This is a genomic window from Paractinoplanes tereljensis, assembly GCF_016862435.1.
In the GTDB taxonomy this organism is placed as follows: domain Bacteria; phylum Actinomycetota; class Actinomycetes; order Mycobacteriales; family Micromonosporaceae; genus Actinoplanes; species Actinoplanes tereljensis.
In genome coordinates this window covers 46,496-59,718 of the sequence record NZ_BOMY01000041.1, presented here as the reverse complement: position 1 = coordinate 59,718, position 13,223 = coordinate 46,496, and the positions used below count along the sequence as shown (strand labels likewise).

Below are 13,223 nucleotides of genomic sequence, written 5' to 3'. Positions count from 1 at the left end.
CCCAGATGTCTGCGCCGTTACCCTCGGTGGCGGTTCGGCTGGATGCCGGCCGGACCGGTGCGCAGGATCGCGGTCGGGGCGTCGGCCGAGTATCCGCCGGCCGGCGCCATTGCCTCGGCCGGCTCGTGCGGTGCCTTCCGCCGGCGGATCGCCAACAGGGCGAGCGCGCTCAGGCCGGCCGCGACCAGCACGCCGCCCAGGGCGAAGAACAGCGGCGAACTGCTGCTGTCGTCGCTGACGGCCTGGAGGGTGGGCGGCACCGTGCCGGGGGCGTCGGCCGCGGCGGTGAGCGGGCTTGCCGCCGCGGCGGATGTCGGCGGCGTCGTGGTGGGGGTGGCCACGGCGGACAGGGTCAGCCGCACGGTCGCGGCCTTGCCGTCGGTGCCCCGGACGGTTTTGCGGGCGGTGCGGTAGCCGTCCATGGCCGCGTCCACCGTGATGGTGCCGGCGGTGATCGTCTTGGCGGCGCTCGACGTGATCGAGAACTGGCCGCTGCGGTCGCTTGTCGTCCGGTATTCGTGTCCGGCGCTGTCCCGGATGGTCAGGCCCACGCCGGGGATCGCCTTCCCGTCGGCGTCGCGGACCCGGCCGGAGACCCGGCTGACGCCCGTGGCCGGCTTGTCCGCGCCGGGCGTCGACGCGCCCGCGCCCGGCCCGTGGACGTAGACCATCTGGTAGGCGAAGCTGTTCTGCCCGCCGAGCCGTACGCCGATCGAGATGTTGAGGCCGATGGTCTCGCCCGGGGCCGCGTCGGGGGCGACGAGCGTCGCGTCGAAGGTCTGGCTCGCGCCCGGTGCCAGCTTGGGCTCGGCCCGGCATCCGTCGGTGCAGCGCAGGCCCCCGCCGACCACCACGATCGCCGTTTCGGAGCCGCTCCCGGTGTTGGTGACGCGGAACTGCACGCGCACCGTCTCGCCGGGCTGCACGTTCTCCGCCGACACGCTCAGGATTCTCACGGTCTCCGGAGCGGCCATCGCGGGCGCCCCGGCGGACACCGCGAGAGTGCCCCCGGCCAGCGTTATCAATGCGGCGGCCCGGGCCCATCGGACACCTATGCGCGTCGTCACTTCCAACCACCTTCGCCGAGGAGGACGACATCGATCGATGGCGCCGCGCGACACTATGCCCCTTCGGGGGCGGATCGCGCGACCCGGATGACCCCGGTTCCTACAGGCCGTCGAGGACCAGAGCACGCCGGACCAGGGCAACGCCGCAGGCCAGGAGCAGGAGACCGGCGATCGTGGCGATCCGCCACCATGGCACGCTTTCGACGCGCCGGTCGGCGGCGATCCAGACGCTGAGGCCGAGGGTCAGGCCGGTCATCAGGCACAGGAACGCGGTGATGGCGCGCTCGCCGCCGGTGTAGTCGTCCCACAGGCCGACGGCGCCGATCAGGGCGGCACCGAAGGTGAGTCCGGTCAGGCCGATCAGCGGGGCGGCCAGGCGGAGCCGGTGCGCGGTCTTCACGGCTGGTCCTGGTTCTCGCGCAACTGCTGGGCCGTACGGTCGTACTCGGCTCGTTGTTCTGGGGTCATTTTTTGTTGTTCCTGTTGGGCTTTGGCGGCCGCGGTGGCGAGGGCGTCGCTGTGCCAGGGGAAGTTGGCCGCGCCGCGCAGGGTGGCCTCACCGCTGAGCACCGTGCGGGCGAACGAGCCGAGTGGGTCGCTGCTGCCGCGGGTGCCGGCCAGGTGTTTCAGCACCGCCTTGGCCAGGGGCTGTTCGGTGATGTCACCGTTCATGGTCGTCCCTTCAGTAGCCGGCGGGGTGGTGGTAGGGCTTGGTGTCGGGCAGGTCGTCGACGGCCAGTTTGGCCTGGACCGATTCGACGGTGCCGGCGAGGGCCTTGATGACGTTGTCGGCGGTGCCGAAGAACTTGGAGATCTCTTCGTAGAGTTTGTAGGCCTGCCAGATGTAGAAGGCGGCCACGCTGTAGCCGATCACCGGGCCGACGCCGGTCTCGATCGTCGCGGTGCCGACCGCGCCGGCGACGTTGACGATGATCAGGACGTCGATGAGCTGGCTCATCAGCCCACTGACCACCTCGAACAGGTTCTTGGTGGCCTCGGCGGCCTGGTTGTAGAGGTCGTTGTACTGGTCGCAGGCGGTCTTCAGGGCGATCGCCGCGGTGCCGAGGTTGAGCTGGTATTCCTGTTCGCCCTCGGCGGCGTTGCCCCGCCACACGGCCGGCACGTCGCCGGCCCCGGCGATCAGGTTGCGGCCGATGTTCTCGCAGGCCGCGCCGATGTACTGCCAGGCGACGGCGCAGTGCACGTAGGCGTCCCAGTCGCCGCTGAACTGCTTGGCCCACGCCTCGAACGGGTCGTAGCTGAACAGCCAGATGCTCACCTGCCGCAACCACGCGGACGGGCTGATCAGGTCGGCGAGCGGGTTGATCGACCACATCACCACCTCGGTCGCGTACTCCGGGCTGCGCAACGCGGTGGTGGGTTCGGTGACGTCGGCGAAGGCCGCCCGGGACGTCTGCGGCCACAGATCGGTCCGGCCGTGCGAGAACAGGCCCGGATCGGTGGCGCCGGGATAGCCGGCGTCCAGCCGGGCCGCGGCTGAGGCGTCCGTGCGGGCGTAGTCGCGCTGGGCGAGGTTGATCTGGGTGCCGGTGCCCTGCGCGAGTTCCTCGAGCTTGCGGATCGCCTTGACCATGTTCGCGTACGCCGTGGCGTGCGGCCCCAGCATGATCATCAGGTAGCCCTCAGCGGTGATCGAGAGCGCACAGTGCTGCTTGGTGTAGTCAACGGTGTCGGACGCGTCCTGCGACGCGCGCACCAGCTGGTTGTACAGCCCGTTCAAACCCTGAGCGTCTACATAGAACTCGGTCATGTGGTTTCCCCCGAACCGCCCGGCCAGGGCCCCATGCTAGACACCTTTCGCGCTCGCGGTCTGGCGGCTTCAGCCCAAAAAGAAAGATCCCTTTTCCGTACGCGCCGGACCACTCCCGTGGCACTCGGTCCCGCCGGGCGGGACTCACCCTCCGCGCGCCCGCCCCGGGCGGTCCCGACCCAAGACCCCAACCCCCACCCACCCCGCCGACCAGCATAGACACCAACCTGCTCGGCACTTTGCACTGCTTACCTATACGCGCTGCTCTGCGCACTTCGGGTAAGCGCCAGGCGGGCCGGCAGGGAGCGTCTTATGCGCTGGCGGCACTGTCCACAAAGCAGGACCGGGCTCCGCGACGCGGGACACCGGCGCGGGAACCGGGCGCGGCGGCCGTCATGCGGGAATCGCCGGTTCCGGCGGCGGCGTTGGCGTCGCCGGCGCCCGGTTCCCATGGTGTGCGGCCGGCCTGAAACGGGCCTGAACTCGCGCGCTTACCGGAGGTGCGCAGAGCAGCGCGTATTGGTGAGCAAAGCAAAGCCCCCGCGGGATGGGTGGTCGGTAGCGCGAAAGACGCGGCACGTGCCGGTGTTGCACGCTGGTCGCGCGGTGGCGGCGGTCGGGGGTTAATTGCGGTTGTCGACGGTGTTGCCCGTACCGGCAAAGGGTTTTGATTCTCGCGACCCCGATGGTTTGACAGCGCGGGTGGCGAAGTAGCCGGGCAGCCCACCTGCGGTGGCGTCGGCGTGGCGTGGTGCCTCCTCGAAGGCGGTGAGGAGGAAGCCCGCGGCGAGCGGGCCGCCCAGCACGGTGACCCGGGCGCCGGCTGCGGCGAGCGTCGGGCCCTGCTGGCCGCCGCCGGAGGCCAGGCACAGCACGTCCGAGCCGGCCAGGTCGGCGGGGAACCAGGAGCGGTCGACCGGCCGGTGGCCGATGAGCACGATCGACCAGTCGCCGGCCCGCGCCCGGGCGACCGTCTCGGCGGAGATCGGCCGGGTCCACTCGTTGCCCTGCTCGACCTCCCGGTCCCAGGCGACCCGGTTGTGCGCTACCGGATCAACGCTCATGCGAGGGCGGTGGAGATCGTCAGGAGGTCGGGGGCCGGTAGGGCGGCGGGGCCGTCGGGGTTGCGGCGGCTGTAGCGGCCGTCGCTGACCAGGGCTCCGTCGGTGGTTCGGCGCCAGTGTGGCCACCATGGGGGCTTGCGCAGCATGTAGGCGGCCAGGTCGGCGGCTCCGGCGCCTGCGCCGACGGATTCCAGTGCGGCGGTCACCGTTGCCGCCGCATCCGGGGGTAGGTCCAGGTCGCCGAAGGCGGGCATCAGCAGCAGTAGCCGGGTGTTCGGCTCGGTCGTGCCGGCGGCGGTGATCAGCTCGGGCCAGCTCAGGCCGGGACGCAGCTCGTGACCGCCCAGGGTGGCCAGCTCGACGGGGTTCTCGCCGCCGGAGCGGCACAGCAGGAAGTCGACGCCGTACTCGCCGGGCTCGTTGTAGAAGACGATGTCGATCTCGTGTTCGTCGCGCAGCCCGAGACGCAGGACCGGCCAGGTTTCCGGGTCGGTCAGCCGGTCGTAATAGGCGTAGCAGTCGGCGGCCGCGACCCCGAACGCGGCGGTTACCAGCTCATCGTCGGTGGGCGCGATCAGCGCCGACAGGTAGGTCGGCCAGAACAGCGGATCGGCCATGAACGGGGCACCGTCGGTCAGCGGAAATTCCTCGTACCCGGCAACTTTCACGGCATCGATCATGCCATGGGGGTGTTCGGCGCAGAACCCGGCGGCGGCAGACATAGTCGCTGATGTATCTGCAATATGCGTCGACGTATATAAAACCTTCGTATCTTCCCAGCGACGCATTTCGGTAAACGAAGGGCAGAAAAGTCGATGGGAAGAACGCGGGGGCTGCTCATCGCGGCGCTGACATTGTCTCTGGTGGCCGGCTCAGCTGTGGTCGGCGTAACCCGGGACGACGCCGCCCAGCCGGAGAACACCGAAAGTCTGCTGGATCGGGTGCGCGGCGCCGCCGCGAACCTGGTCGGCGCGGATCCGAGGCCGAAGGTGGAGCCGATCAGTGCCGGTCTGGCGCTGAGCGAGTCGATGCCCGCCGGTAGGAAGTGGGCGGCGGCGAAACGGGTCCGGGAGGTGGCGTCGAGACGGACCGCGAACGGCCGGGTCTTCGCCCTGTCGGACGGCCGGTTGCAGTCCGAGATCTCCGCGGTGCCGGTGAACTACCGCGGCGCCGACGGCAAGTTCCGGCCGATCGACACGACCGTCAAGGCGACCGGCCGGGCCGGCTGGGTGCAGGGCAGCTCGGCGAACTCGTTCACCAGTCTGTTCGGCGACACCACCGGCAATCTGGTGCGGTTCGAGAAGGACGGCCGGTCGATCGAGCTGGGCCTCGGCGGGGCCGCAACGGTGAAGCCGGTCGTCAAGGGTTCGACGGTCACCTATCCGGGGCTGGTCGGCGGCGCGGACCTGGTCTACGAGGTCAGCTCGACCGAGCTGAAGGAGAAGATCGTCCTCAAGCAGGCCCCGAAGGGCCCGGCCTCGTACGCGTTCTCGCTGGACACCCAGGGTTTGACCGCGGTGCCTCAGCCGGACGGGTCGATCGTGTTCCGCAGCGCGGCCGGCGCGAGCGTGCTGACCATGCCGGCGCCGTACATGTACGACAGTGCCGCCGGCACCAGCACCAAGGTGACTCAGACAGTGTCCGGTTCGACGGTCACGGTGACCGCGGACGCGGCCTGGCTGGCCGATCCGGCCCGTAAGTACCCGGTCGTGGTGGACCCGACGATCCGGGTGCAGCCGGTGCCGACCGACGCGGTCGAGACGCAGATCTCCTCGGCCGCCGCGACCACCAACTACGGCTCCGGCTACCAGTTGAAGGCCGGCACCGACACGGCCGGCATCTGGCGGTCGCTGGTGAAGTTCGACACCGGCTCGATCCCGGCCGGCACCGCGATCGACGACGCCCAGCTGCAGCTGTACTACGACCAGTCGATTGCCCCGTCGGCCAACGACGTACCTCTGGAGGCCCGCCCGATCACCGCGGCGTGGACCGAGGCCGGGGCGACCTGGGCGACCACCAACAGCGCTTACTCGGCCACCCCGGCGGCCAACACGGTGACCGTCGACGACGGGGACAGCAACACCGCCGCGTCCGGGACCTGGACGGCGTCGACGAACACGGCGCTGATCGCGAAGGCGGTCGGTAACGACTACCGGGTCAACAACGACGCGGCCACCGGCAGCACGTACTCGTACGTCCCGACGATCACCGAGGCCGGGGACTACCTGGTCGAGGTGCACTACGTCGGCGAGTCGGACCGGGCCGCGAACGCGCCGTACACCGTCTATTTCAACGGTGGGTCGAAGGCCTACACCGTCGATCAGACCACGCCGGTCGCCGACGGTGCCTGGAAGTCCCTGGGCGTGCACCCGTTCGTGGCCGGCACCACCGGCAAGGTGGTGCTCGGCGACGTGGCCAGCAAGGCGGTGATCGCCGACGCGGTCCGGTTCACCAAGAACGGCGTGGTCAAGCAGGCGTCGAAGTCGAGCGTCTGGACCTCGTTCCCGGTGCGCAGCGCGGTGCAGGACTGGGTGAACGGTGCCCAGCCGAACAACGGCCTGATGGTCAAGGCGATCGACGAGACGCTCAACCGGGGCGGCGCGATCTTCGAGGCGTCGGAGTACGCCTACAACAACGACCGGCGCGACGCCAACCTGCCGAAGCTCGTGGTGACGTACGGCAAGCCGGGGGTGACGGTCAACCCGCCGACCACGGTCACCGCGACCGGTGCGCTGCTGGACTGGCCGGCCTACACCGGCACCGACATCGCCGAGTACCAGGTGCACCGCAGCGTCTACCAGACCTGGACGCCGTCCGCGGCCACCCTCGTCGCACCGCTGCCGGCCGGCACCACGTCCTACCAGGACACCACGGCCGAGCCGACCGCGGCGGCCGAGACCGACCCGATGAAGCGCAAGTTCTTCTACTACATGGTCGTGGTCAAGACCACCGACGGGCAGCTGATCCCAGGCCCGACCGTGCCGGCCATGCTGCCCAAGGCCGGGAACGTCACCAGGATCTTCCGGTCCGGGGTGACCGACACGACGCTGTCGGCGGCCCAGCCCGCGGTCAACGTCGACACCTACGCCGGTGACCCGTACGTCTCGCCGGGCAACAACTCGACGGTCTACGGCGACACCCGCGGCCTGGTCAAGTTCCCGGTCGCCGACATCCCGGCCAACGCCCGGGTGACCGACGCGCAGCTGCGGATGTGGAACGTCGCGCTCTACCCGGGCACCGACACCGACGAGAACGTCGACGTGCACACCCTGACCAAGGCGTTCGATCAGACCAAGGCGACCTGGAACACCAGCGACGGCACCACCGCCTGGAGCACGCCGGGCGGTGACTACAACGGCACCGCCCTGTCCGCCAGCAACAGCTTCACCAACGACCCGGAGTGGGCGACCTGGAACGTCACCGCGGCCGCCAAGAACTGGGTGACCACCCCGGCGGCCAACTTCGGCCTGCTGCTCAAGCAGCGCGACGAGGTGAACCAGACGGCCCGGGCGATGCTGCTGTCGGCGGAGGCCCAGGAGCCGCTGCTGCGCCCGACGCTGGAGGTCACCTACCTGGAGCAGACCCCGGAGTCGACCTACTACGCACCGGAGCTGCCCGACGGTGCGCCGCCGGCGACCACCTTCACCACCCCGGTGTCGGTCTCCAACCCCACCGCCGACACCTGGACGGCCGCCGACTGGCAGCTGTCGTACGCCTGGACCAGGGAGGACGGTGAGGCGGTCACCGGCTCGACCGAGGTCACCGCGCTGCCGGCCGACGTGCCGTCCGGCGGCACCGCCGACCTGACCGCCACCGTGACGACGCCGCCCTCGACGACCGAGGGCAACCTGAAGACCGATTACACGATCAGCTGGGAGCTGAAGAACAAGACCACCGGGCAGACGCTGTCGCAGCTCGCCTCGATCGCGCCGCTGTCACACCACTTCCCGGTGGTCGAGCCCACGTCGGACCAGCTCGGCCTGGAGAACTTCTACTCCTACGCCGGCAAGAACACCGGCGCCGGCAGCAGCCTGATGAACAACCTGTACTCCGGCAACACGGTCTGGCAGTACAACGCGTTCGCCAACCCGGGCCGGGGCCTGTCCAGCTTCGTCCGGCTGGCCTACAACTCGCTCGACTCCAGCGACGCGGTCGCCGGGTACGGCTGGTCGCTGCAGACCTCGTCGATGATGCGGCTGGGCAGCCCGCTGGACTTCCACCCGAGCTTCTCCAAGGCGAAGCGGGTGACCTTCACCGACGGTGACGGCACCAGCCACTGGTTCACCCTCGACGAGAAGACCGGCACCTGGGTGAGCCCCAAGGGCGTGCACCTCTACCTGCAGCAGAAGGCCGGGGTCAGCTGCAAGCGGAACGCCCAGGAGCCGCGGGCCTGGTCGCTGACCCGGCCGGACCGCACGCAGTTCTTCTACGACTGCGACGGCTACCTGACCGCCACGGTGGACAAGAACGGCAACACGATGACGTTCACCTACGAGGAGCGTAGGTGCGACAACTCGCCGGAGAAGTTCCTGCGGTACGTCACCGACCCGGCCGGCCGGCAGACCATCACGCTCGACTACTTCGGCAAGGGTGACTCCTACGACTACATCGACGGCGACACCTGGACGCGGAAGTCGGCGACCCGGCTGAGCAACCCGCGGATCATCGACCACGTCCGGTCGATCACCGACGTCAGCGGCCGGAAGCTGACCTTCACGTACACCGAGAAGGGTCTGCTCGGCGAGCTGGTGGACGGCGCCGGCTCGACCAACGGCGCGTCGAAGACGTTCAAGTTCCAGTACGACCGGACCCAGGGCAACAAGAACGTCAAGCTGGTCAAGGTCACCGACCCGCGGGGCAACGCCACCGACGTGGCCTACACCTACTCGGCGGCCGGGGACGACAAGAACCCGGAGTGGCGGACCAAGTCGTACACCGACCGGCTGGGCGGCGTGACCAAGTTCGGCTACGTCAAGGGCGGCAACGCCGAGGCCACCGTCACCGACGCCGAGAACCACAAATCCACCTACTACCACGACGGGTACGGGCGGGCCTTCCAGACCGTCAACGCGAAGGGCCAGGTCACCAAGCTCGGCTGGGACGACGACCACAACGTGGTGTCGCTGACCGAGGCCAACGGCGCCGTCTCCACCTGGAAATACGACGCCAAGACCGGGTACCCGACCGAGAAGAAGGACGCCGTCGCCGTCGCGAACGGCACCGCGGGCACGGTTCTGACCTACTTCACCCAGCTCGGCGGTTATGTGGCCGAGGTGGCCACGAAGACCTCCCCGGAGGGCCGCAAGTACCAGGTCAGCTACACCACCGCCGGTGACATCGCGACCGTCACCGATCCGTCCGGCGCGGTCACCAAGACCACGTACGACACGTGGGGTCAGCCGCTGACCTCCACCGACCCGAACGGCAACCTCACCGGGTACAGCGCCTACGACGCCAACGGCTTCCCGCAGACGATCACCGACGCCCTGACCAACAGCACGAAGTACGGGTACGACATCCGCGGCAACACCGTCAAGGTCACCGACCCGCTGGGCAAGGCCACCACCCTGACGTACGACGTGTTCGGCCGGCCGCTCGAGCAGAAGGTCCCGAAGGACCAGGCGAACGGCGTGTTCATCACCACGCCGGCTCCGGTCTACGACACCAACGACAACATCACCAAGGACACGGCGGCCAACGGCGCGGTGGCCACCGCGGTCTACGACGCCGCCGACCAGCTGAAGTCGGCCACCGCGCCGAAGGACGTCGAGTCGGACCCGGTGAGCACCGAGTCGTACACCTACGACAAGGTCGGCAACCTGCTCACCACCACCGAGCCGAAGGGCAACCTGACCTCCACGGTGGGGGACTACACGACGACCGTCGGCTACGACGAGATCTACCAGCAGACCTCGGTGGTCAACGCGCTGGGCCAGAAGATCAGTTACGCGTACGACAACGTCGGCAACGTCGTCACGGTGGTCGACCCGCGCAAGAACGCCACCAGCGACACCACCGACTACACCACCAAGTACGCCTACGACAAGGCGCACCGGCGGATCAGCACCACCGACGCGCTGGGCAAGACGAGCACCTCGGAGTTCGACCGGGACGGCCTGGTCTCGGCCGCGACCGACGCGCTCGGCAACACCACCCGGGTCACCCGGGACGTGCGCGGCAACACGGTCGAGATGAAGGTGCCGTACCGCAACGACAGCGGCACGATCACCTACCGCACGATGCGCTACGAGTACGACAAGGCCGGCAACCGGACCCGGATGATCACCCCGCGCGGTGTCGCCACCACCGACGATCCGGACGACTTCGCCGAGGTCAGCGTCTACGACGCGCTGAACCGGGTGAAGGAGACCCAGTCGGCGTACGACAAGGACGACTCCCGCTACAACACGCCGGACAAAACCCTCTACACCTACGACGCGGCCGGCCGGCTGACGAAGTCGAGCTCGCCGCCGTCGAACGGGCAGAAGGTCCGCAACGACGCCGACTACACCTACTTCGACAACGGGTGGAACAAGTCCAGCACCGACCCGCTGGACATCACGACGACGTACGACTACGACGCGCTCGGTCAGCAGGCCGCTCGCACCGTCACGGCCGCGGGTGGCTCGTCCAGCCGCACGATGGGCTGGTCGTACTACCCGGACGGCAAACTCAAGGCGCGGACCGACGACGGTGTGCCGGTCGGCAACCAGGTCGTGCTGGTCGACAACGCCGACTTCAGCAACACCACCGCCACCGGCGACTGGCCGACGGGGGAGACCGCGACCGGCAAGTACGGCGCGGACTACGCGACCCACGCCGCCGGCACCGGCACCAACGCGTTCAGCTGGCAGCTCAACGTCCCGCTGGACGGCACCTACGAGGTGTTCACCCGCTACCCGAACGTCTCCGGTGCGGCCACCGACGCCACCTTCACGATCAGCCACGCCGACGGGACGGCCACCCGCACCGTCAACCAGACCACCGGCTCGGGTGGCTGGGTCAGCCTCGGCAGCTACAAGTTCGCCGAGGACAACACGCACGCGGTGACCCTCACCGACAAGGCCGGCGGCATCGTGGTCGCCGACGCGGTGAAGCTGGTGCGCAACAACGCCACCGACATCGACGCCGAGAAGCGCGACTACTCCTACACCTACGACGCCAACGGCAACCTCACGAAGATCGCCGATGCCTCGTCGGCCGCCCGGGCCGACGCCTACACCGTCGAGTACACCGGCCTGAACCAGGTCGCCAAGGTGGTCGAGTCGAAGTCCGGCACGACGGTCAACACCAGCTCGTTCACCTACAACGAGAACGGTGCGGCGGTCACCACCACGCACGACAAGCAGTTCGCGAAGTACGAGTACGACGCTCGTGACCAGCTGGCCAAGGTGACGAACGGCAAGTCCGCCACGGACACCACGGCGAAGAACACCACCTTCACGTACGCCGACGACGGCGCTCGGCTGAAGGAGGTCAAGGGCAACGGGAACACGGTCGACTACACGTACTTCCTCGACGGGCTGCTCAAGTCGCAGGCCGAGAAGAAGCCGAACGGCACGCTCGTCTCGGAGTCGACGCTCGACTACGACCTGAACGGCAACCGGTCCCGCGAGGTCGCCAAGAAGATGAACGCCGACAACAACGCGGCGTACCTCTCCAGCAGCACCGACTACAACTACGACCCGCAGGACCGGATCGCCAAGGTCACCAAGACCGGCGACCATCCGGCCACCGAGACCTACGTCCACGACGCCAACAACAACGTCATAGACCAGACGGTCAACGGCCTTCAAACCACCTTCCGGTACGACCGGAACCGGCTGCTCACCTCGACGGCCGGTGGGGCCACCGCCAAGTACAACTACGACCCGTACGGCCGGCTCGACACGGTCACCTCGGGTGGTCAGGTCGTCGAGCGCAACACCTACGACGGTTTCGACCACATCGTGCAGAACCGGCGCAACGACGGCAGCGGAACGTCGACCACGAAGTACACCTACGACCCGATGGACCGGACCTCGTCGAAGAGCACCGACGTCGGCACATCCAAGGCCAAGACCACCGTCTTCAACTACCTGGGCCTGGGCGGTGACGTCCTCGAGGAGGAGGTCGCCGGCACCGTCGAGAAGTCCTATCAGTACTCGCCGTGGGGGGAGCGGCTCTCCCAGATCACCTACGGCGACAACGGGTCGACCGAGACCGACTACTACGGGTACAACGCGCACTCCGACGTCGACCAGCTGACCGACCAGAGCGGCAACACCAAGGCCACGTACGGCTACACCGCGTACGGCCGGAACGCCGACGCCGAGTTCACCGGGATCGACAAGCCGGACGCCGCCGACCCGACCAAGGAGGCCTACAACGTCTACCGGTTCAACGCCAAGCGCTGGGACCAGCAGGCGGGCACCTACGACATGGGTTTCCGGGACTACAACCCGGGCCTGAACCGGTTCCAGACCCGGGACAGCTACAACGGTGCCCTGGCCGACATGAACCTCGGGCTCGACCCGTGGACCGGCAACCGGTACGCCTTCGCCGGCGGTAACCCGATCAACCGGGTGGAGCTGAACGGGCACACCGACGTCCCGGCTCCGATCATCGCCGGACTCGTCGAGGCCGTGCTCGCGGCGGCGGCCGCGGCGGCGGTCGAGCTGGCGATAGTCGCTGGTGTGACCCTGGCCCTCGGCGGAATCGGCTGGATGATCTGGTCGATCGCCACCGACGACGGCGAGCTCAGCGCCGACGACAAGGCCGACCAGGCCGGCATCCACGGCACCGAGGAGGGTGCCGAGCAGGCCGCCGACCTGGCCACGGAGCTGAACGACTCCCGGCGCCCGTACCTCGCCAAGAACAGCACCACCTCGGTGATCAAGGTGTGGGACTCGGAGACCAACACCTACAAGATCAAGGTGGCGGTGGCTCAGCCCGACGACGCCGAGGCGACCATGCCGGCCGGCTGGGAGGACAAGATCCGGGCGGTCTACGGCAACGAGATCGAGATCGAGTTCGTCACCAACCCGAAGGACTCCGGGCAGCACGCCGAGGAGACCATCATCGGCAGCCTCGGCGACACCCAGGTGATCGTCGAGGGCGGCGCCAACCGGGCCGTGTGCATGTACATCTGCAACGCCGAGCTCGGCAACCGGGTCGAACTCGGCGGCCAGCTGCTGACCAGGTCGCGAGGCACCAAGTTCCGGTCCTTCTACCGCCTGTTCACACCCAACATGTCCCCGCCGTCGAGCATGCCCCCGCCGGCTCCGACCGTGCCGAACCCACAACCCGGTCCGGTACCCAACCCGTAACCACGGTGAAGCC

At 68.6% G+C, this 13,223-nt stretch carries 7 protein-coding genes; 1 reads left to right on the top strand and 6 read right to left on the bottom strand.

The features are described 5' to 3' along the window. Positions 1-17: 17 nt before the first annotated feature. The 6 genes from Ate02nite_RS30965 to Ate02nite_RS30940 form a co-directional block, all read right to left on the bottom strand. Positions 18-1,067: a carboxypeptidase regulatory-like domain-containing protein gene (locus tag Ate02nite_RS30965; protein ID WP_203811392.1), complete on the bottom strand. Its 1,050-nt coding sequence runs from the start codon at positions 1,065-1,067 to the stop codon at positions 18-20. Between the two features lie 100 nt (positions 1,068-1,167). Further along, complete coding sequence (locus Ate02nite_RS30960) at positions 1,168-1,467, bottom strand: hypothetical protein (RefSeq protein ID WP_203811391.1); 300 nt, start codon at positions 1,465-1,467, stop codon at positions 1,168-1,170. Beyond that, positions 1,464-1,739, bottom strand: a complete 276-nt coding sequence (locus Ate02nite_RS30955; protein WP_203811390.1) for a hypothetical protein — start codon at positions 1,737-1,739, stop codon at positions 1,464-1,466. The genes Ate02nite_RS30960 and Ate02nite_RS30955 overlap by 4 nt, the downstream gene beginning before the upstream one ends. Before the next feature lie 10 nt (positions 1,740-1,749). Next, positions 1,750-2,838, bottom strand: a complete 1,089-nt coding sequence (locus Ate02nite_RS30950; RefSeq protein WP_203811389.1) for a hypothetical protein — start codon at positions 2,836-2,838, stop codon at positions 1,750-1,752. Positions 2,839-3,461: 623 nt separating this feature from the next. Then, entirely contained in the window at positions 3,462-3,902 is a 441-nt protein-coding gene (locus Ate02nite_RS30945) for a hypothetical protein (protein ID WP_203811388.1), read from the bottom strand. After that, positions 3,899-4,570, bottom strand: a complete 672-nt coding sequence (locus tag Ate02nite_RS30940; protein WP_203811387.1) for a hypothetical protein — start codon at positions 4,568-4,570, stop codon at positions 3,899-3,901. The genes Ate02nite_RS30945 and Ate02nite_RS30940 overlap by 4 nt, the downstream gene beginning before the upstream one ends. A 147-nt stretch (positions 4,571-4,717) precedes the next feature. Between Ate02nite_RS30940 and Ate02nite_RS30935 the strand changes: the two genes are divergently transcribed. Next, positions 4,718-13,210, top strand: coding sequence for a golvesin C-terminal-like domain-containing protein (locus Ate02nite_RS30935; protein WP_203811386.1), 8,493 nt, complete (start codon positions 4,718-4,720; stop codon positions 13,208-13,210). Positions 13,211-13,223 lie beyond the last annotated feature (13 nt).